Here is a 22,710-nt window from a genome sequence, read left to right as displayed (position 1 = left end):
GCTCGATGAACAACGCAGAGCGTGACTTCGACAAGGCCGTCGTCGTCGACAAAGTGCGCAAGACCTTCGGTGATTTCGTGGCCCTGCATGAGGTCAGCTTCGAAGTCGGCCGTGGTGAGGTGCTCGGCCTGCTCGGCCCGAACGGGGCCGGCAAGACCACGCTGGTCGACATCTTGTCGACGCTGAGCCGCCCGGACGAGGGCCGCGCGCTGGTCGCCGGCTACGACGTAGTGTCCGAGCCGGCCGGTGTGCGCCGGTCGATCATGCTGACCGGACAGCAGGTGGCGATCGACGATACGCTGACCGGCCTGGAAAACCTTTTCATGTTCGGTCGCCTCTACGGGTTGAAAAAGGCGGCCGCGCGCAGCCGCGCGAAGGAACTGATCGAGGAATTCGATCTGGTATACGCCGCCGATCGGCGCGTGAAGACATACTCGGGCGGGATGCGGCGACGGATCGACATTGCCTGCGGCCTGGTGGTCCCGCCACAGGTGGTCTTCTTGGACGAGCCGACCACCGGCTTGGATCCCCGTAGCAGGCAAGGCATTTGGGATCTAGTCAGCAATTTCAAGGACCGCGGCATCGCCACGCTGTTGACCACACAATATCTCGAGGAAGCCGACGCGCTGGCCGACCGGATCATCGTCATCGACCACGGACGGATCATCGCCGAGGGAACGGCCGACGAGCTCAAGGCACGCACGGGCGGCAGCTACCTGGAAGTCGTTCCGCGCGACTTGCACGATCTGGCGGTGATCGCCGAGATCCTGGGCTCGCTGTTGACGGAGGAGAATCGAGCCGCGCTGACAACCGATTCCGACCGCATCGCCATGCCGGCCCCCGACGGCGCCAACACGCTCCTCGAGGCCGTGGGACGGCTCGCCGCCGCCGACATCGCCGTTGCCGACGTTGCGCTGCGCCGCCCGTCGCTGGACGACGTATTCCTGGCGTTGACAAAGGATCCCGCGACATCCGTTGCCGAGGCGATCGGGTGACCGCCGCCGGCTTCGCGGGATCCCAGGCGCGACCCCACCCCTCGATGCGGGCCCAGTGGTGGGTGCTCACCACTCGCTTCATCGCGCCCACCGTGCGCAACGGTGAGCTCGCAATCACGATCGCGGTCTCGGTGGTGTTCACCGCGGGCTTCTACATCCCGCTGCACCAGATCATGGGCAACGTCACCAGGGGTGTGGCCAGTAGCTACGCGCAGTACTTGATGCCGCTGATCGCCTTGGAGGCCATCACTTTTGCCGCGATGTCGACGGCGTTTCGGGCCGCGACGGATTCGGTGCAGGGCGTCAACCGCCGGTTCCGGTCCATGCCGATCCCACCGTTCACCCCGGTGGCCGCCCGCATCTCCGCCGCGCTGTACCGGTGCACGGTGTCTCTGACGGTGGCCCTGATCTGCGGCTATACCATAGGATTTCGTTTTCGCGGCTCGGCCGTCGACACCGTTGCCTTCTGCGTGTTGGTACTCGTGTTCGGGGCGGTGCTGTCATTCGCGGCGGACCTGTTGGGCACCGGATCCCGCAATCCCGAGGCGATGGCTCCCATGCTGACGTTGCCGCCGTTGATCTTTGGGTTGCTGTCGGTCGGTGTTCAACCGGTCGAGCAGTTCCCCCGCTGGGTCCAGCCCTTCGTTCGCAACCAGCCGATCTCCGCGCTGGTCGACAGTCTGCATGCCGCGGCCGCCGACGTCGCACCGTTCCACACATCGTTGACCTGGTCCGTGCTGGCGCCGACGCTGGTGTGGTTGTGCGGATTGGCCGCGCTGCTGGTCCCGGTATCGGTCATCGTTTTGGCGAAGCGGGCATGATGACTCTGGTATACGAGGAAACCGCGCGCCGCGCCGCCGCGCCGCGGGTGCGCGAGAATTCGGCGCGACTGCTGATCCCGCAAACCCTGGTGCAGACCCGGCGGATACTCACCAAGTGGTCACGTGACATCACCGCGATCATCATGGTCACGGTGTTGCCCGTGCTGTTCCTGATCACCATGAATATTGTTCTGGGCCATGCCGTTACCCAGGTCGCCGGGTACGACGCGCTGTTCAACACGGTTCCGATGAACGTGCTCGCCGCGGCGGTCAACGGATCGACCGTCGGTGCGATCGGCCTCATCGTCGAGCGCGACGAGGGCCTGTTGCGCCGGCTGTGGGTGGTGCCCGTACACCGGGCGTCGGGCGTCTGTTCGCGGATCGTCGCCGAGATGGCCCGGATCGTCGTCACGACGGGGATCGTGCTGGTCGCGGGGATGGTGCTGGGTTTCCGCTTCAAACAGGGCATCCTGCCCACCCTGGTGTGGCTGAGCGTCCCGGTGCTGTTCGGACTCGCCTTCGCGACCCTGATCACCACGATCGCCTGGTATGCGTCGAAGAACTTTCTCCTCGAGGCGATTACGCTGGTGCACCTACTCGCGATCCTCTTCTCGACCGGGTTCCTGCCGGTGGACCAATTTCCCAAGTGGATCCAGCCGGTGGTTGCCCACCAGCCGATCAGCTGCGCGATCGACACGATGCGCGCGCTGGCGCTGGGCGGGCCGGTGCGCTCGCCGATGATCGAGACATTGCTGTGGGTCACCGGCATCACCGCGGTCTGCATCGGACCAACGCTGGTGGGTTATCGACGGGCCAGCACACGCAGATAGGGGAAGTCAGCAGTGTTTTCCGGATCCGTGATCCGCAAGCTCGCGCACAGCGAAGAAGTGTTCGCGGCCAATGAGACCTTTTTCGGGCTGAAGATACACATCACCGGTGACGTCGATATCGACGCAATGGCAGACGCTTTCGATGCGCTTCTGCAGATGTACCCCATCTGGGCCGGCCACCTCGAGCAGGCCGACGACGGCCGGCATCAGATCGTCGCCGAAGACGTCATGCATCCGGGGCTGTGGATCGTCGATGAGCACACGTCGGAGGCCGCGATCGCCGGCATGCGCCTGGATCAGAACCAATCCCTGCTGAATCTTCGGTTGCAGATCAACAGCGAACAAAGCGAACTGACCTTGTATGCACACCACGCGCTGGCCGACGGGCACCATGTCTTCGGCCTGTTTGAAGAGCTGCTGTCCCGCTATACCAACGTGGTGGAAACCGGCGATGCCGGTCCGGTGACCCCGCAACCCGCTCCCGAATCGCTCGAGGCGCTGCTCGAACAGCGCGGCGTCGCCAAGCAGGAGCGTTCGGGGCTGGAACGGCTTTTCCCGGCGGCCTTCGCCTACGACCTGCCCGCCGTCGAGAAGCCGGCCATAGTGACGAATTCCGATCTGATGCAACATATTCCGGTGGCACGAGTCCGCTTCACCGAGCAGGAGACATCGGCGTTGGTGGAATTGGGCCGGGCCAATGCGCTCAGCCTCAACTCCCTGGTGGCCGCGGCGCTGCTGCTGGCCGAATGGGAACTCCGCAACACTCCGCACATCCCGATTCCGTACTTCTATCCGGTCGACCTGCGCTATCACCTCACCCCCCCGGTCGGTGCAACCGATGCCACGATGCCGCTGGGGTTGGCGAGCTATCTGGCCGAAATCGGGCCCGACACCGATCTCGTCGGCTTGGCCGGCGGCATCGTGGAGGCGTTTCGCGCCGACCTGTCCGAAGGCCTGATCCAGCAGTCCTCGCTGCACTTCAGCCTCCAGTACGAAGGCAGCCTGCCCGGACTCCCCCCGTTCGTGATGTGCACCGACGTCGGCTCGATCCCCGGCCTGCGCACGCCCGAAGGCGTCGAAATCACCGACGTGGGCGGCGAATTCCACTTCGCGGCCCACGCACCGGTCGATCTCTACAGTTGCTGGACCTTCGCGGGTCAGCTGTACATCGAGCGCCACTCCAACCTGCCCGGCCACGAGGAGTCGCTGAAGCAAGTCCATGCCCTGTTGTGCGCAGCACCCGCCGAGGACAGCTGGATGGTGGAGTGACCACCGAGCGTGAGTTCGACATCGTCTTGTACGGGGCCACCGGCTTTTCCGGCACGCTCACCGCGGAATACCTCGCCCGGTGCGGATCTGCGGCACGCGTCGCCCTGGCCGGCCGGAGCAGTGAACGCCTGCGGGCCGTGCGGCAGACACTGGGCCCCGCGGCGGCGGATTGGCCGGTGATCGTCGCCGACGCGGCGCAACCGCCGACGCTGGCCGCGATGGCGTCCCGAACCCGGGTGGTGCTGACGACCGTCGGGCCCTACGCGCAATACGGCCTGCCACTGGTGGCCGCCTGCGCTGCGGCCGCAACGGACTACGCCGACCTGACCGGCGAGTTGATGTTCGCCCGCAACGCCATCGACCAATACCACAAGCAGGCCGTCGACACCGGCGCCCGGATCGTGCTGTCGTGCGGATTCGACTCCATCCCTTCGGATCTCAACGTCTACCAGCTGTACCGACAGGCACGCGAAGACGGGGCCGGCCAGCTCTGCGACACGATGCTGGTGCTGCGGGCGTTTCGGCAAACCGGGGCCTCCGGCGGAACCCTCGCATCGTATTTCGATGCGATGCGCACAGCGTCTGCCGACGCGCAAGCGCGCCGACTCGTCGAGGATCCTTACACGTTGACCACCGACCGCGGGGCCGAACCCGAACTCGGTCCGCAGCCCGACTTTTCGTGGCGTCGGGGCCGCGACGTCGCACCCGAACTAGCCGAGTTCTCGCTTGGAGGGTTCTTTCAAGGCCCCTACAACGACCGAATAGTGCGACGCAGCAATGCATTACAAGAATGGACGTATGGCCGGCGGTTCCGCTATTCGGAAACGATGAGTCTGGGAAGATCGTTTGTGGCTCCGCTCGCCGCCAGGACCGTCACGGCTGCCCTGGCGGGCGGCTTCCGGTTGGCGAATCGGCATTCGCACCGATTGCCGCGGCGATGGGTCCAGCGGCTGCTGCCCAAGCCGGGCGCCGGTCCGAGTGACGCTTCGCAGCAACGTGGTCACTTCAGGATGCAGACCTACACCACCACCACGACCGGGGCCCGCTACCTGGCGACGTACGCACAGAACTGCGACGCGTACCACGCGACCTCGGTCATGCTCGGCGAGAGCGGCCTGGCGCTCGCGCTCGATCGCGACCGCCTGTCCGGTCTATCCGGTGTGCTCACCCCCGCCGCGGCGATGGGCGACGCACTGATGGCGCGGCTGCCGGCCGCCGGGGTGACCCTGACCACCACCCGGTTAGCCTGAACCGCTATGGAGCTTCTCGGCGCCGACCCCGTCTTGGCGGTACACGATTTGGCCCGGGCAGCCCGCCAACGACCGAACCATGGGGCAGACGAGAGATGGGCTTGAGATCGCCGGAAGGACAACGCTTTATGTTGTCGGGGCCCCGGTAGCCGCCGGTGTTGCCACCTCCGCCACCAGCGTCTCGGCCAGATGGACGCTCAATGCCTGGGCGGTGTTGTGGGTGGCGATGGCCTTCGGCGTGACACGGATACCGATCTCGGCTTCGATGCGGGTCCGCAGCTCCAGATTGCCCAATGAGTCCAGTCCGTGTTCGACGAACGGGCGGTCCGGATCGACGGTGCGACGCAGGATCAGACCGGTCTGCTCGGTGATCAGACGCCGAAGCCGGGTGGGCCATTCGTCCCGCGGTAGCGATCGAAGTTCGGTGCGCAGCGTGGTCTCGCCGACCTGGTGCGGTCCCGCGTGCCGGAAGGCTTCGGCGAACGGACGGCGCGCCACCAACTCGGCCGGCCACGACGACCCGGTCATCGGGACGTAGCCGGTGTAGCCGCGGTTATAGCGCAGCAGTTCGGTAAACGCCTGCGCGCCTTCGTCGGGGGTGATCATCGTGGTACGTCCGCCGACGGCCAGGTGCTTGGCGCGCCCGACCTCGCCCCACGCCCCCCATGCGATAGCCAACGACGGCAGGCCCTGGCGGCGCCGCCACAACGTGAAGGCATCCACCCAGCTGTTGGCTGCCGCGTAGGCACCCTGTCCTGGCGTGCCCAGTAGTGCCGCCGCGGAGGAGAAACAGCAGAACCAGTCCAGTGGCTGGCCCAGCGTGGCGCGGTGCAGGTTCCATGCGCCGTAAACCTTTGGCGCCCAGTCACGATCGATCACCTCGTCGGTGATGTTGGCCAACGTGGCGTCGACCACCACAGCCGCGGCATGCAGCACCCCGCGCAGCGGAAGCCCGGTGGCCGTGGCCGCGGCCACCACCCGGTCCGCGGTATCGGCCTCGGCCATGTTGCCGGACTCCACGACGACGTCGACCCCGCCGGCCCGGATCCGATCGATGGCCTGGCGCGCCTTGGGAGTTGGATTGGCCCGGGCGGTCAGCACGATCCGGCCGCAGCCCGCCTTGCCCATCTCGGCCGCCAGGAACAGCCCGAGCCCGCCCAGCCCGCCGGTGATGATGTAGGCACCGTCGCCGCGGAAAACGGTGGCCCGCTCCGGGGGCACCAGCACTGTGCTGTGTCCCTCCCGCGGTACGGACAGCACGAGTTTGCCGTTGTGTTCGGCCGCACCCATCACCCGAATTGCCTTGGCCGCCTGGTCAAGTGGATAGATTGTGTGCTCGAGCGGCGGCAGCTCACCCGCTCCGACGAGCCGGTAGACCGTGCTCAGCAGATCTCCTACCTGCCGGGGCTGGCTGGCCGCCATCAGCGCGAGGTCGAGGTAGTGGAACGTGAGGTTGCGGCGGAACGGATATTGACCCAGCCGGGTATCACCGTAAACGTCGCGCTTACCGATCTCGACGAATCGTCCACCGATGGCCAGCAGCTCGAAGCCCGCGCGCTGGGCGGCGCCGGTGACCGAGTTGAGCACGACGTCGACGCCGTCCCCGTCGGTGTCGCGGCGAATCAGATCGGCGAATTCGGTGCTGCGCGAATCGTAAACGTGCTCGATGCCCATTTCGTGCAGCAGCGCACGCCGCTGCGGGCTGCCCGCCGTGGCAAAAATCTCCGCCCCAACCGACCGGGCTATCGCGATTGCGGCCCGCCCCACTCCGCCGGTTGCCGAGTGAATCAGCACCCGCTCCCCCGGCTTGATCCTGGCCAGGTCCCGCAGGCCGTACCAGGCGGTGGCGTACGCGGTCGTGGCCGCGACCGCCTGCTCGGCATCCAGGCCAGTCGGAAGCGTCACGGCAAGTTTGGCGTCGCAGGTGACAAACGTTGCCCAACAGCCGTTTTCGGATACGCCGCCGACCCGGTCACCGACCTGATGGTCGGTGACATCCGGCCCGACCGCGGTCACCACGCCCGCGAAATCCATACCGAGGCGTGGTTGACGCCCGTCGACGCTGGGGAATCGGCCCATGGCGATGAGCACATCGGCGAAGTTGAGGCTGGACGCGGTGACCGCGACCTCGATCTGGCCCGGCCCCGGTGCGGTGCGGTCGAACGCAACGAGTTCCAGACCCTCCAGGTCCCCCGGCGTGCGAATCTCCACGCGCATGCCGTCGAGCTGATGGTTCGCGACGGCGGTCTGCCGATCGTCGGGGCGAAGCGGGGCGGGCCGTAGCCGCGCGGCATAGAACTGCGCGGCGCGCCAGGCGGTTTCGTCCTCGTCCGATCCGGACAGCAGTTGACGCACCAACTGCGCGGCGTCGGTCTCCTGGTCGATATCGATCTGAATCGCCCGCAGTTCGGCGTCTTCGGCGGAAATCACCCGCATCAGGCCACGCAGGCCCGCCTGGTCCAGGTCGGGCTGGTCATCGGGCAACACGGTCTGGGCGTTGCGGGTCACGACGTACAACCGGGGCGGCGCCCCGGCGCCCTCGTCCAGCGAGCGGGCGATCCGCACCAGAGCCCGCACCTGCTCGCAGCCGCGGGCCGGGGACTGCTCATCGAAGGCGGCGGCCGGTGGCCCGGCCAGCACCACCACACCGGTGACATCGCTGGACGGCGAGCCGAGCTGTCCAGCGATCTCGCATTGGGCGCCTTCGCTTTTCAGCGCCTCGGCGAGCGGGGCGGACAGCGGATCGTCGTCATCGGCCAGCAACAGCCAGCTCCCGGCATCGGCGCTCTGGCCGACGGGCAGCTCGCGCGGTTCCCATTCGACCGCCAGCAGGCGCTCGGCTAACAATTGTTGGCGCGCAACGCTTTCGGAGACGTCGCTGCCCACTCGCAGCCCCCGCACGACCAGCAGCACGGTTCCGTTCTCGTCGAACACGTCGAGATCGGCTTCCATCCCGATCTGGTTCGCCTGGGTCACCCGGCTCAGGCAGTAACGAGCGTCCTGCAGCGATCCGTAACTGCGCAGCCGACGGACCCCCAACGGCAACAGCAGGCTGCCCTCGGCGATATCGCCGCTGCGTGGATGAGCCGCGATCGACTGGAAGCAGGCATCGAGCAGCGCGGGATGGGCACGAAACGCGCTGCGCTGCAGGCTAACGTGCGGTGAGCCCGCGACTTCGGCCAGCACTGTGCCGGTTGCCGCGTTGCCGGTGCGTACGGCCGCCAGGCCGGCGAACGCGGGGCCGAACCGGACCCCGCGGTCGTCGAACCATTCCCGCAGCGACGTCCCGTCGATCCGGTTCGGGTGGGCGGCGAGCAGCGCCGCGACGTCGTGCACGGGTGGTTGGCCCAGCTCGTCGATGGCCTGCAAGGTTGCCGCGGCCCGCCGCGTGTACTCGCCCTCCTCGTCGGTTTGCACCTCGAAGGCCACCACCCCGGGCGACTGGACCGCCGCGTCGGCGCTCAGCGCCGTCTCACCGTCGAGCAACAGCATCCGTTCGAACCGGATGTCGCGTACCTCCGACGCGTCACCCAGCGTCGCGCGCGCCGCCGCGAGCGCCATCTCGCAGTAGGCGGCTCCCGGCAGAGCCGCAACGCCGTGCACCTGGTGGTCTGCCAGCCACGGCTGTGCCGTGGTGCCGACTTCGCCCTGCCAGACATGACGCTCGGGCTCTTCGAGTAGCCGCACGTGGGCGCCCAACAAGGGATGCACGGAAACGGTTCGGCCACCGGCTGCCTCGGAGTCGCGGGTCGACAGCTGCGCATGATGCTCGGCGACGCCGAGCCAGTGGCGGGTGTGGTGCCAGGGCGCCGACGGCAGAGCCGGGTGCGGTTCGGGCGGGTGCGGGGTCTGGGGCGGATGACCGGTGTGGCTCGCGTTCAGGTTGGTGTGGAACGTGAGGGTGTCGTCGGTGTCGCGCTGCAGGGTGCTGACGACCCGGTAGTCCCCGGCGCCAAGGGTGTCGTTGATGGCGTGGGCGAGCAACGGGTGTGGGCTGATCTCGATGAAGGTGGCATGGGCCCCACCGGCTTGGCTAGCAGCATGAGCAATGGCCTGGCTGAACCGAACCGGGTTGCGCAGGTTGGCCACCCAGTGGTCGGCGTCAAAAGCCGGCGTGTCGTCGCCGGGGCCGGCCGTCGTGCTGATCACCGGGATGGCCGGCGTATCCGGGTCTAAATCGGCTAGCTCAGAACGCAATTCGGCCAGGATCGGCTCGATGATGCGGTGATGGCTGGCCACGTCGACCTCGATGCGCCGGGCCAGCCGATCGGTGTCGGCCACAACGGCCATCACTGCGTCGACGTGATCGGGCGGGCCGGCGATCACCGTCTGACTGGGCGAGGCGTACACGGCGAGGCTCACCTGCGGGTAATCGGCGAGCAGCGCCTCGGTGGTCGCGGCGTCGGACTCCACCAACGCCATCGCCCCCTGGCCGGACAGCCGCGACATCAGTCGCGACCGGGTGGCGATCACCCGCAATCCATCGGCAACATTCAGCGCGCCGGCGACCACCGCCGCGGTGACCTCGCCCATCGAATGCCCGATCACCGCGTCCGGCTCGACGCCGTAGGAGCGCCACAACGCCGTCAGCGCCAGCTGCACGCCCACCAGCAGCGGCTGAATCCGCTCGATACCGGTGACCGGCTCGCCGTCGGCCAGCACCCGCTGCAGCGAAAACCCGGCGTGTGCGACGAATATCGGTTCCAACTCGGCGATCGCCGCGGCGAACACCGGTTCGTCGGCCAGCAGCTGGCGGCCCATCCCCGCCCACTGGGAGCCCTGCCCGGAATACACGAACACCGTGCCGGGCCGCGACGTTGTCTGCTGTGGGGCCACCACACCGTCGGCCGGCGTGCCGTCGGCCAGTGCGCGCAATCCGACAATCGCATGCTTGCGATCGCGCGCGCACACGGTGCCGAACACGGGGTGCCGGGACCGGTGGTGATTGAGCGTGTGCGCGACATCGGGCAATGCCACATCCGCGCCGTCACCGTCCATCCAGTCTGCCAACGCCGACGCCAGCGAACTGACGCGCTCGGTGGTCTTGCCCGACAGCACCAGCGTGCTCACGGCCGGAACCGGTTGGGATGCAATGGGACCCGTCTCGGGAGCCTGTTCGATCACTACGTGGGCATTGGTGCCGCCGAAGCCGAAGGACGACACCCCCGCCCGTCGCGGCAGCCCGGTGTCGGGCCAATCAGTAGGCTCGGCAACGACTTTCAGCCGCATCTGGTCGAACGGAATGTGCGGGTTCGGGGTCTGGTAGTTCAGGTTCGGCGGGATATGCCCGCGGTGTACCGCCAGCACCGCCTTGATCAGGCCGGCGATTCCGGCCGCGCCCTCCAGGTGGCCAATGTTCGATTTGACGGCGCCGATCAGCAGCGGACCGTCTTCGGGGCGCCCGCGGCCCAGCACCGTACCCAGTGCGCGCGCCTCGATGGGATCGCCCAAAAGCGTTCCGGTTCCGTGGGTCTCGACGTAATCGACCTGATGCGGAGCGACGCCGGCGTTGGCACACGCCGCGCGTAGCACCGCCATCTGTGCAGCCGGGTTCGGTGCCATCAGCCCATTCGATCGGCCGTCCTGATTGACGGCCGATCCACGCAGCACCGCCAGCACCCGATCACCGTCGCGCACAGCGTCGCTGACTCGCTTGAGTATCACCGCGCCGCACCCTTCGCCGCGGACGAATCCATTCGCGTCGGCATCGAAGGATTTACACTGCCCGGTCGGTGACAACGCTTCGGCCCCGTCGAAGCTGCGGAAGATGGCCGGCGACAACAGCAGGTTCACTCCCGCGGCGATGGCCAGATCGCAATCCCCGGTGCGCAGGCTCTGGCATCCCAGGTGCACGGCCACCAGCGACGACGAACAGGCCGTGTCCACCGACACCGAGGGGCCGCGAAGATCCAGAACATACGACAGCCGGTTGGCGATGATGCTCAGCGCGCCGCCGATGTTGCTCCACGCGTCGACCCGGGACAGATCCGTTCCGGCCAGGTACCCGTAGTCGGTCGCACACGCGCCGGCGAAGACCCCGGTCTGGGAACGACGCAGTGATTCCGCGGGAATCCCGGCATGCTCCAACGCTTCCCAGGCCACTTCCAGCAATAGCCGCTGCTGCGGGTCCATCGCGGTCGCTTCCCGCGGGGAGATCTCGAAGAACTCGGCGTCGAAACCTTCGACGTCGCTCAACACCGAAGCCCACCGGGTGGTACCGGCCAGCACCTTCGTGATCTCCGGTGAGCCGTCGTCGAACGCCAGCCATCGGTCCGCGGGCACCTCGGTTACCGACGAACGCCCCTCACACAGGAACCGCCAGTACGCTTCCGGTCCGGAAATGTCACCGGGAAAACGGCATCCCACTCCGATCACGGCAACCGGCTCGTCGGCCCAACCACGCTCCGAATCGGCCGGCGCCTCGGACTCCGACTCGGGCGTGGTCAGAAACCGCACCAATTCGTTGATCGTGGGGTGCTGCCAGAAGTCCAACGGCGAGACCGACCGGCCGACCAGTGTCGCCAACTCGCCCGAGAGTACGACCGCGTCGCGCGAGCCCACTCCCAAGTCGTTGAACGCCACATCGAGGCCGACCTCTCCACGATCACAACCGATCTCGCTGACGAGATAGTCGATCAACCAGCGCTCGAGCCCCCCGGCCGCATCAGGACCGGCCGACGTCACGCCGAAACGTCCAAACGTTCAACCTCCTCGAGCCGGTAGGACTCGACGCACGTCGACCGGCGCACCTTGCCGCTCGTCGTGAGTGGAAGCGAACCCGGCGCCACCAGCACGAGATCGGCAATACGCACACCGTGCGCACTCGAAATCGCCGCGGCGACATCGCGCCTGATCGAGCGGAGCTTCTGTTGAGCGTCCTCGTCGGAGCCGGCCTTGTTCTTGACCTCGGCGATGGCGACAAGCTGCTCGCTGGTGTCGTTGGCAACCGAAATCGCCGCCACCCGGCCCTTGGTGATCTGCCCGATCGTCGATTCGATGTCGTCCGGGTAGTGGTTACGGCCGTCCACGATGAGCAGATCCTTCAGCCGGCCCATGATGAACAGTTCGCCGTCGGAGATGAACCCCAGGTCGCCGGTCCGCAGCCAGGGCCCCTCGGGTGTGCCCGCGGAGGGGTGGGTGATCCGGGCACCGAACGTGCGCTTGGTCCGCTCCGGGTTGCGCCAGTACCCGTTGCCGATGTTGCGGCCGTGCGCCCAGATCTCTCCGATGACGCCGGGCGCCGTCTCGGTCTTGGTGTCGGGGTTGACGATTCGCACCAGCGGCGACTTCATGGCGCCGTAGCTGATCAGATCGCTGCCGCCCTCCGCCTCGGTGCAGGGCGTGGCCTGACCCCCCGACAGCTGCTCGTACTGAAAGCGCACTGATTTGGGCGCCTGTCCCGTCTTCGCACTGGCGACGTACAGCGTCGCCTCGGCCAGGCCATAGGACGGCCGGATGGCCGGCTCGGGGAGGCCATATTGGGAGAACCGCTCCATGAAGCGGGTGATCGATGCCGGCTGCACGCGTTCACTGCCATTGGCCAGGCCCACCACGCCGCTCAGGTCGAGCCCGGCCATGTCGTCGTCCGAAATCCGGCGCACCGCCAGATCGAAGGCGAAGTTCGGTCCGCCGGAGAACGGCCGGGGGTTGCTCGCCAGCAGCCGCATCCAGCGGGCCGGCTCGATCAGGAACGCGATCGGACTGGTCAGCACCGCGGGCAGGCCCCACACGATGGGGTAGCAGATTCCCTGGATGAGCCCCATGTCGTGGTAGAAGGGCAGCCACGACACCAGCGTTTCGGGCGGCCCGGAAACGTCGAACAGGCCCGACTCGAGCTGCTGGCAATTCGTCACCACGTTCTCGTGGGTGATTACGACACCGGCGGGCTGGCCCGTCGACCCCGACGTGTACTGCAGATACGCTTCCTTCGGATGCTCGTATTCCGCCGTCAATTCCCCGGCGGAGTAATAGTCGAGAGAGTCAATTTCAAGGACCGTCGGCGCGACCGATCCGCCGTGCGATTCCGCATACTTGACGACCCCATCAACGGCGGCGGACGTCGTGATAATGGCGGCGGGAGTGCAATCCTGTAGTGCCGACGAAATGCGGCTGTCGTGGGCGCCGAATTGCGGGACCGACAGCGGAACCGCGATGAAACCCGCCTCTAACGCCCCGAGAAAACCGACGACGTAGTCGAGACTCTGCGGGGCCAATATCGCCACTCGATCGCCGGTCGTCCCGCAACGCCGCAGCTCCGCGGCAACGGTCAATGCGCGTCGGCGCAGCTGCGACCAGGTCAGGCTCTCTGCGAAGCCTTTGGGATCGACGTCGTAGTCGATGAACGTGAATGCCGTGTCATTGGGTTGCCGGCGCGCATTGTCGCTCAGCACTGCGGGGATGGAGGACTCGATAACGGACATAACGCTACCCTTCTGATTCTTCAAAATATCGGTGCGCATCACGTCCCCCACGGGATGCAGCGGCTTGGTTTTTCGCGGCACCACCCCATGCCACTAACCGATAGGAACTTCTATCTGTGCAGCACCACCCTGGATGAGAAGACTTCAAAGGTGAGGCGGGTGTCCGCGGGTTCATCGGCGGCGGCTACTCCAGTGCGTGAGCACATGGCTTTCGCGACCGTGCCGACTTGCACTCCGACGATCGGCTCCACCCTCTGTGCGACGAAGTGTACCGCCGCGCGGTTCAGCGACGATCCAGCCTGCCCGCGCTTTTCCGGCGCCCGGTGTGGCGCCGTGGTCGCGCTGAGCCGACATGAGCGAGCGCCCGCGGTCATCACCACCTCCACGCGAGGAACCTACCCGTTCTCTCGCGGCCACGTTGGCGAATCGGCGATATCGTTGACCAGCCAATATCGCCGGGCGACCGGCACGCTGGTCCCACAAATAGCCACTGCACGGCGCCGGCGCATACGCGATGATCGACACCGAGGAGAGCACCGAAGAGAGGAAGCGGCCCATGACAGGCAAGGCGCTGGCAGCAATCGAGCATGCCCTGGCGCTGGCCGGGTCGATGACCTGGGAAATCTTATGGGCGCTGATTCTCGGCTTCGTGCTGTCCGCGGTGGTGCAGGCGGTGGTGCGGCGCTCGACGATCGTGGCGCTGCTGGGCGACGATCGTCCGCGCACCCTGGCGGTAGCGGCCGGCCTCGGGGCGGCATCGTCGTCGTGCTCGTATGCGGCGGTCGCCCTGGCCCGGTCGTTGTTCCGCAAGGGTGCGCATTTCACCGCGGCCATGGCGTTCGAGATCGGCTCCACCAACCTGGTCGTCGAGTTGGGCATCATCCTGGCGCTGCTGATGGGCTGGCAGTTCGCCGCCGCCGAGTTCGTCGGCGGCCCGCTGATGATCATCATCCTGGCCGTCTTGTTCCGGCTGTTCGTCCGGTCCCGCCTCGTCGACGCCGCGCGCGAGCAGGCCGACCGGGGCATCGCCGGATCGATGGAAGGACATGCCGCCATGGACATGTCCGTCAAGAGGGACGGTTCATTTGCCCAGCGCCTGTTTTCCGCAGAAGGCTTCACGTCGGTGTCGCACGTGTTTGTCATGGAATGGCTGGCGATCCTGCGGGACCTGGTGCTGGGCCTGTTGATCGCCGGCGCCATCGCGGCGTGGGTGCCCGAAACCTTCTGGCGGGGTTTCTTCTTGGCTGACGACCCCGGCTGGGCCGCGGTGTGGGGCCCGATCGTCGGGCCGATCGTGGCGATGGTGTCCTTCGTGTGCTCGATCGGCAACGTGCCGTTGGCAGCGGTGCTGTGGAACGGCGGCATCAGCTTCGGCGGCGTCATCGCCTTCATCTACGCCGACCTGTTGATCCTGCCGATCTTGAACATCTACCGGAAGTACTACGGCACCGCGATGATGCTGACCTTGCTCGGCACCTTCTACGCCTCAATGGTCGGGGCCGGGTATCTCGTCGAATTACTGTTCGGCACAACGAATCTCATTCCGGCCGGGCGCACCGCCACGGTGATGGAAGCGTCGATCTCGTGGAACTACACCAGCTGGCTCAACATCGTCTTTCTCGTCGTCGCAGCGGTGCTGATCGTCCGGTTCGTCACGTCCGGAGGAATGCCGATGGTACGGATGATGGGCGGCTCCCCGGAAGCGGCCGACGGTCACCATCACTGACGCGCCAGTGCCGCCGTCCATTGTTCGGTGCTGATCATGTCGCGCCAATTCACGCCGACGGAATCCAGGGCGTCCTCGATGCAGGCCCATACCGACTCCAGGGGCGACGCACCGGGGGCGGCGGCCGCAATTCGGTTCTCCACGGCCAGGTTTGGCGGATTGGGCGCATCGCTGAACGGAGCGAGTTCGTTGATGGCATCGATGACGAGACGTCGCCGGTGCGCGTACGGCGATGCAATCAGCTCCTCGGGCATGATCGGTCGGCCGAAGATGTAGTCCTGCGCGGCCTGGCGATACGGCACCTCGAGCTTGTGACTCACCGGCTCCTCGGGTAAGCCCCCGGCGAAGTACACCGGCACGATCGGCAGTGACATCTCGATCGCCATGTCCAGCAGGGTGGAAGTCAGCCGCTCGACGCGCTGACCGGAGTGGACCTGGCGAGTCCCGTCGGCGTGCACCATCGTCGACACGGCGTGGGCGTCGATATCGCGCTTGATTTCCTCGACCAGGTGCAGGAACTGCTGGGGGTTTTGCTGATCGAAATACCGGATGGTGCGCAGTTGCCTGCCCGCTACCGCGTCGAGCAGCCGCAACAGCTCACCGATCCAACGGTTTTCGTGTTTGGCATGCGCGATCGGCACCACTTGCGTGCCGGTCAGCCATGACGCGATGGTGGTGCCCAACAGCGATTCGATCTGCACCTGGTGGTTGCCCAGCAGCAGGACCGGGCGACCCTGAATCGCCGCCATCGACGGTGGGTCCGCGACGATGACATGCCGGACATAGCGCGACAGCAGGGCCCCGTGCAGCACATCTGCGAAACCGTCGCGCTGCATCCCGAGCGTGGCGGCCCACCAGTCGCGCACCGGTCGCCAATCCGTCTGCAACGACGCACTGGCGCGACACACCCGCTGGCGCGGTTGCTCGATCTCGATCCGGATGCGCTCCAGCGGCAGCGCCGGGCAGCTCACCTGGCTTCCGGCAACCAGAACCTGGCCGGGGTGGATGGCGTTGTGGGCGGCATCGGCGACCGCTTCTTTCGCCGCGATGTCGACGAGCAGCGAATCCCCTTGGCTGTCGGTGCAATACACCGCGTGCAGGGTGCCCTTGAACCAGTCCAGCGTTGCCGCGCGGACCGAATCGAGCGTGACCACGCCCTCGTCGAGCCGCTCGCTTAGCGACATCGCGGGCACCGCCCGGCGTTCGGCCAGGAACGCGCGGCGCTTCAAGCCGCCGGCCTGGGCGAGCGGTCCCTTGGACAACAGGATTTCGACGAGCCGAATGTAGGCCCACGGCTTGCCCCCGGCGCTCAACCACAGATCGATAACCGGCAAGCGGCCATCGTCGTCGTCGAAACCGACGAAACGGGCTTCGACCTCCACGGCACCATCGGTGGGGGCGTCACGGTAGAACCGCGCCCAGACGACCCGGCTTGGAAATGCTACGGTCGGGTCCGCCGCGTCCGCATACGACTCGACCGCACAACTGTCCGTGGTCCATACGCTCATCGCGGCGTGGGGAACTATATGCAGCGCACCGTCGAGGAGTCCCGGCTGCTGCAGGCCCGCCGGAACCTTGCACAGCTCGACCGCAAGCGTCCCGGACGACCCGTTGCGTGCTATCCGGGCGCCGTCGGTCAGCGTGGCGAATGCGGGTCCGTGGAACACCGCACTGGTGGCGTACGGGGTGGCGAAGGGCACCGCCCCGGTCAACTCGGCCGGAGTCGCCGGTTCGCCGGCGTACTGCTCCGCGGTGACGATCGTGGCGTGGGCGTGAGTTTCCCAGCGCGACAACGCCGCTTTCGGGGCGTCTCGCCACACCTCGAGCCGGCCCTCGAAACGTCCGGGTCCGACGGGCACGACGATCGCCCGCAGCCGCTTGGGTGAATCGACGATGATCCAGCGAACCACCCGCAGGTCGGTGACCTCGACCACTTTGGCCGTGCCCGCGGCGCGGCTGACCGCCTGCGCCAACAGATCCAGCACCGACATCATCGGCAGCGACGGAATGACATACGTCGGGCAGTGGTCGGTGATCCAGCTGTCGGCGGCGGGATCGATGGTCGTCTCCACCGTCGTGGCCTGCGCCGTCGCGGACGTTGGCACCGTGGCCGTGGCGGGTAGGGTGGGTGACGTCGTCGACGAGCCGAGCTGCGGTTCCGATTGTCCTTGCGGCACATGGCGTGTGATGCGCATGCCGAGGTTGGTCGCGCTGTAGATCCGCTTGCCGTCCACCCACAGCGAGGCGTCGGCCACGGCCAGAATGCCCGGAACATCACCCTCGTCGCGGGCGATGCGGGTGATCTCGAGCTCGGAGGAGATCTGTTTGTTCGTCGGTACGATCTGTCCGCGATAGCGCCAGGTGATCGCATCGCCCAGCGCGACCGGCTCGAAGCGAGCCGAGGGTCCCGCCTCTGTGCCCAGCCCGTGGTCCAGCATCGCGAATTGCAGGAGCTGCAACATCATTTCGATGCCCAACGAACCGGGCTGCACCGGATCCTGATAGAAGTGGGCCTTGAAGTACCACTCCGCCGGGTCGACGTCCTTGACGGCGCGCCACCGACCGAGGCCGGCCTCGCCGTCGGTTGGCCATCGTCCCGTCACCCGGTCGATCATCAACAGCATCGGATCGGCCAATCGCGCTCCGGGACCGAAGAACTCGTGCGGGCGCGCGCAAAGGTCGATGACCGGTGCGTCGCATGGGCGCTGCGCGACGGCGCGCTGCTCGTCGGTAACCGGGAGCCCCACCTGCTGTTGCAACGCTTCGCGGCCGAAGTATCCGAAGACCGTGTCGAAGGTGTAGACGGGACCCTCGTCGGCGTGAATCTGACCGTCGAAGGTCACGATGATGGTTCCGCCCGCCTGGGCGATGCTCTTCAAACAGACCTTGGTCCGCAGGGTTCCGGTCGACGGTGTGACCTCGCGGTGCTGCCGGCCGGTGCCATCGAGGTTGCGGAAGTAAAGATCCTTCTCGCTGTTCAACGGGCAGCCGACGTAGCTGGCCAGCCAACCGCAGGGCTGCAGGGCGACCTCCATCAGCACCGCGTTGGGCATCGTCGGCGTCCCGTTCACCGCGAAATACCAAGCATCGCTGGGTACTTCGTACTCCACGACGACTTCCGCACCGGCCTTCACGACGCCGGTCTCACCGACCAGCTCGGTGACCCTGGACATGAAGTGGTAAGGCGGGCCGGGCAGCCTGGCCACCTTGCGATGGGAGTCGAACTTCTCGAACAGCGGGCCGAACGCCAAGGAAGGCTTGGCGATAGCGCTTGCCAGCATCGCTTGGTAGTCGAACGCGAAGCCGTCGACCTCGGCGACTGGTTTGGGTTCGACGTGTCCGACCAACTCCTTGGCGCCCAGATCCATCGGCCAGCCGGGCGAGAGCTTCAGACCCATCCGGCGACAGTGGAACGCCGGCAACCCGTCGACGGTGCACAGCAGGTCGGCGAACAACGTCGGCTCGGGCCCGGCGAGCACCTCACGTACGAACACCTCGTAAACGAGTTCGCGCGATTGCGGTGTGACCTGACCCCGGCACGACAACTTATAGGTCTCGAAAGGCACGGGTTCGAAGCGCCAACCGTCGCATTCCAGCGTCATCCCGAGCGCGGTCATGTAGATGGCCATGGTCTGCATGGTCGCTTCGAACATGAGCGTGCCGGGCATACACGGGTCGTTCTTGAAGTGTCCTGCGAAGTACCACTTTTCGGGATCGATGTGCGCGGCCGCCCGCAGGTAGCCGCGCCCCCACGGGCCGCCGGATAGATCCAGCTGGACGACCTCGTCTACGAACAACATGTCGCCGCCGCCGATGCTGGGCGTGCGGGTGTGGCTGGCCGCACGTTCGAACCCCTGGCCGAATGTGCGCCAAATCTCACCGCCCGACATTGCCTCCAGGTCGGCGCGGGACAGCGAGGTCCGCGACGTCGGCGACGGCGCCGGTTCCATCGGGCCGTCGACGGTCTCGTCCTCGGGACGCCAGAGGATCCCGCCGGAGGAGGCCAGCTCTTCGTCGGAGAAGAATCCGGCCTGGCCGTTGCGCATCGACATGCGCTCGACACCGTCGATCGCGCAGTCGTAGTGGAAGAAGAAGATGCGGATGTCGCCTTGCCGGGCGTGGCCGTCGACGTGGATGTCGAATCGCAGGGTGTCGCCGATTTCGGGTAGTCCGCCCAGGTAGGTCACCTCACAGCCCAGCAGGCGGTACACCCGGTCACCCTTGTTGGCGAAATCGGCGCCCATCCATGAGATGAGCATCAGGTCGGCCTGCCCGGCCTCGATCATGACGCCCGCGGGCATCCGGCCCTGATCGAGATACCACGCATCGGAGGTGACATCGGTTTCGGTCCACAGGGTTCCGGTACCGTTGCGGCCCGGCTCGGCGTCGATGCCCAGGAGGCGATCCGCCAGCAGCAGCGGCGGTTCCGGCATCCGGACCTGACGAAGGTAATTGTCTTGCACCGTGAACGCCTGGCCATAGATGTCGGAGATCTTCCCCGACGCGTGCACCCGCAGACCGTCCTTGTCGAGCGCGAGACCTACCGGCGCGCGCTTGGGTGTAGGCGCCGGAACGTGCTTTTCCGCGGGCCGGACCGGCTGAACCGCCCTGCAGGCACCAGCCAGGGGCGGCTTGTCGATCTCTTTGGGCGCCAATGGCTTCGAGACCGTGTCGCCGTTGCGCGCAGTCGACGTGGAATCGTTGTGGCCAGAGCCGTTGCGGACGCTGTCCCCAGTGGCGGCCGGGTGCGTGCCGCGGTCGTAGACAACCGTCAGCGGCTCTGGTGGCGTCCTGGCGGTCAGCGCCGCGCCGAGCGGCACCCGCACCAACGCCTGCTGCGCCTTGGGCAGAACCGGGGGAACCGGGAGGTGTGTTGCCATGCGCTGCTCCCCTCTACTGGTGATAAAGCGTGAATCCTGTTCGACGTCAACAACGTTCTTAGGTAGCAGGACGTCGGGAAGATGACCGGGGAATCGCAGCCAGGTCGACTTTCCCGACCCGGATCCCGTCTCGGTCCGGTGTGCGTCGAGCGCGCTGGCGTCATGCTGGTCGACGGGCGTTGCCACCAGCACGATTTGCTGTTCCTGGCCGGCCAGCGCGTCGAGGGCGATGGCGACTTCTCGCCGCCGCGAAGACCATTGCGTGCCGTCGGGACGTACGCCGAGAAAGCCGTAGATCACACCGGCGGCGACGTGCAGCAGCCCGGATGCGGCGTGGGCGTGCCCAAGTAGGGGCGAGAGGTCCGTTGCGCCGGGTGCGGTGCCCAACCGAAGGCAATCGCCGCTCGGTCCTCGGCCCGCGGACACAGTGGCAAGAACCGTGTCTTCGTCACGGTGTGCATCGTCGGCGCGTTTGAGGACGAGTACGACGGCGGCGTCACCGGATATCTGCTCACCGGATCCCAACAGCTCCCGGGCCGCCGCTTCGTGCACGGGTTCGCAGCTGAGGTCCACCGCCCCCACGACTGCCGCGTCGATCTCGCCGGCCCGTAATGCGCGGGCGGCCATCTCCAATGCCGTGGTGCCGGAAAGCTCCTCGCGCGATACCGTGAAACTCGGTCCGCGAAGGTCGAATTGGCTGTTCAACCGGTTGGCCACAACGTTGGGCATCGCGCCGACCACCCCGGCGGCGGTCCATCCCTGCGCCACCGCGTCGCGCGCCGGCGCCAGCAGATCCGGGTCATCGATCTCGCCGGCCAGCCGCCAACGCACCCCGAGTCGTGTCACCTCGGCGTCACAGCCCATCCCGACGATAACGCTCGTGGTGTCGGGCGGGAGATCTTTGATCAGACCACCGACATTCATCGCCGCACCGAGAAGGGCGATTTGCTGGGGCAGGGTCTGCTTGAGATCGGTTGGGGGGAAACGTGTCTGAGTAAGGTCGAGGCAGACCTCGGACATCCGCGCCCGTACCGCACCGCTGTCATCGCGGCGGGGAATCGGCTGATTCTTCACCAGATGATCGGCTACCGAGAGGGTTTCGTGTCCATCGCCCACCAGCAGTCCCAGCCCGACGATCGCGATGTCAGCGTCGGCTCCGGTCACGGTCACCGGCCATTGTGGACGGGCGAGGTGCTTGTTGGCAGGTTGGACCCATTCTTCCAGCAACAGGTGGGCATTGTTGCCGCCGAAGCCGAAGTTGTTGATCGCGGCGCGACGTGGCCCGACACAATGCCAGGTTTCTGCTTCGGTGAGCAGCCGGAACGGGGAGTCGGCGATAAACGGCAGTGGATCGTCCACGTGCAGCGTCGGGGGCCGGATTCGTGCCCGCATCGCCGCGAGCACCTTGATGGCTCCAGCGGCACCGGATGCCGTGATGGAGTGGCCGAGATTGGATTTCAGCGATCCGATCGGCACGTTCGTCATTCCGTCGAAAATGCGCGCCATGCTCATCAATTCGGTCAGATCGCCCCGGGCGGTTCCGGTGGCATGGCACTCGATCAGGGAGATGTCCTGCGGCTCGAGCTCGGCCATCTCGTAGGCGAGCCGCATCGCGCGTTCTTGCCCCTCCTGCGAGGGCACCAGCAGACCGCGTCCGCGGCCGTCGTTGCCGAGGCCGACCGCCCTGATGACGCCCAATATGGTGTCACCGTCGGCGATCGCGTCCTCCAGCCGGCGCAGCACCAGAATCGCCGCGCCTTCGGCCGGCACCAAACCGTCGGCGTCCTGATGGAACGGGCGCGACCTGCCGGACCGGCTCAGCGCCTGCAGCGCGCTGAAGCCGACGTGTAACAGCAGATCACTGGCCCCGTTGACACCGCCGGCCAGCATCACATCCGCGGTACGGTCGTGCAGCCGGTCGCAGGCGAGCTTGATGGCGTACAACGATGAAGCGCACGCGGCGTCGAGGGCGGTGGCACCCCCGGTGAGGCCGAGCGCGTTCGCGATGAGATGAGCGGGCAGGCCGGACATGAACCGGTTACGCCAATCGATCCTGTGTGCTGTTCCGCGCCAGACCTTTTCAGCCAGGTCTGTCATCGTCTTGGTCGGATAGCTCAAGTTTCCGAGGACCACCCCGGCCGAGCCCGGGACTTCGCCGGCACGCCAGCCCGCCCCCGCAATGGCCTGCCGGGCCGCCTCGATGGCCCAGAGGTACAGCGGATCGAGACCATCGAGCGCCGCGGCGTCGAGGAGAAGGTCCCGAGGCGCGAAAGCCTGATCGAAGCCACGCACATATCCACCTCGGTCCGACCAGGTGTGGTCCAGGAAGGCGGAGTTCTTCGGGTCGCGCAGGATGTGCTCAGCCGATACGCCCCAGTAGCCGGGCGGCGCCGAGCCGAGCGCGTCGCGGCCCGCACGCACCGTGTCCCACAGCCCGTCGGGACTCAGGCCGCCGGGCAGAACGCAGCCCTGGCCGACGATCGCGATGGGTTCAAATTTCAAGACGACTCCGCGGCTTT

Annotated in this window: 9 protein-coding genes; 6 read left to right on the top strand and 3 right to left on the bottom strand. The window is 66.7% G+C overall.

The annotated features are described in order from the left end of the window. Positions 1 to 5 precede the first annotated feature (5 nt). The 5 genes from MAAFP003_RS08410 to MAAFP003_RS08390 are packed head-to-tail and all read left to right on the top strand — an operon-like array spanning position 6 to position 5,165. On the top strand, positions 6 to 995 hold the full coding sequence (locus MAAFP003_RS08410; protein WP_096286028.1) for an ATP-binding cassette domain-containing protein: 990 nt from the start codon (positions 6 to 8) through the stop codon (positions 993 to 995). A gap of 44 nt (positions 996 to 1,039) precedes the next feature. Continuing rightward, positions 1,040 to 1,816, top strand: coding sequence for an ABC transporter permease (locus tag MAAFP003_RS08405; protein ID WP_096290979.1), 777 nt, complete (start codon positions 1,040 to 1,042; stop codon positions 1,814 to 1,816). After that, on the top strand, positions 1,813 to 2,646 hold the full coding sequence (locus MAAFP003_RS08400) for an ABC transporter permease (protein WP_096286026.1): 834 nt from the start codon (positions 1,813 to 1,815) through the stop codon (positions 2,644 to 2,646). The genes MAAFP003_RS08405 and MAAFP003_RS08400 overlap by 4 nt, the downstream gene beginning before the upstream one ends. Before the next feature lie 12 nt (positions 2,647 to 2,658). After that, positions 2,659 to 3,915, top strand: a complete 1,257-nt coding sequence (locus MAAFP003_RS08395; protein WP_096286024.1) for a phthiocerol/phthiodiolone dimycocerosyl transferase family protein — start codon at positions 2,659 to 2,661, stop codon at positions 3,913 to 3,915. Further along, positions 3,912 to 5,165, top strand: coding sequence for a saccharopine dehydrogenase family protein (locus tag MAAFP003_RS08390; protein WP_096286022.1), 1,254 nt, complete (start codon positions 3,912 to 3,914; stop codon positions 5,163 to 5,165). Before MAAFP003_RS08395 ends, MAAFP003_RS08390 begins: the two co-directional genes overlap by 4 nt. Positions 5,166 to 5,291: 126 nt before the next feature. On the opposite strand, the gene pks2 is transcribed toward MAAFP003_RS08390, so the two are convergent. Together pks2 and MAAFP003_RS08380 are read right to left on the bottom strand one after the other, a co-directional pair. After that, on the bottom strand, positions 5,292 to 11,849 hold the full coding sequence (pks2, locus tag MAAFP003_RS08385) for a sulfolipid-1 biosynthesis phthioceranic/hydroxyphthioceranic acid synthase (RefSeq protein WP_096286020.1): 6,558 nt from the start codon (positions 11,847 to 11,849) through the stop codon (positions 5,292 to 5,294). Beyond that, a complete protein-coding gene (locus MAAFP003_RS08380; RefSeq protein ID WP_096290978.1) occupies positions 11,846 to 13,585 on the bottom strand; it encodes an AMP-binding protein in 1,740 nt (579 codons plus the stop codon). Before MAAFP003_RS08380 ends, pks2 begins: the two co-directional genes overlap by 4 nt. Before the next feature lie 556 nt (positions 13,586 to 14,141). On the opposite strand from MAAFP003_RS08380, the gene MAAFP003_RS08370 reads away from it, so the two are divergent. Continuing rightward, positions 14,142 to 15,311: a permease gene (locus MAAFP003_RS08370; RefSeq protein WP_096290977.1), complete on the top strand. Its 1,170-nt coding sequence runs from the start codon at positions 14,142 to 14,144 to the stop codon at positions 15,309 to 15,311. Here MAAFP003_RS08370 and MAAFP003_RS08365 read toward each other — a convergent pair. Beyond that, on the bottom strand, positions 15,305 to 22,693 hold the full coding sequence (locus MAAFP003_RS08365) for a beta-ketoacyl synthase N-terminal-like domain-containing protein (protein ID WP_096286016.1): 7,389 nt from the start codon (positions 22,691 to 22,693) through the stop codon (positions 15,305 to 15,307). The two genes, MAAFP003_RS08370 and MAAFP003_RS08365, sit on opposite strands and share 7 nt — an antisense overlap. Positions 22,694 to 22,710 lie beyond the last annotated feature (17 nt).

Origin of the sequence: Mycobacterium ahvazicum, assembly GCF_900176255.2 — a bacterium.
GTDB classification, from domain to species: Bacteria; Actinomycetota; Actinomycetes; order Mycobacteriales; family Mycobacteriaceae; genus Mycobacterium; species Mycobacterium ahvazicum.
This window is presented reverse-complemented; position numbering and strand designations above follow the sequence as displayed.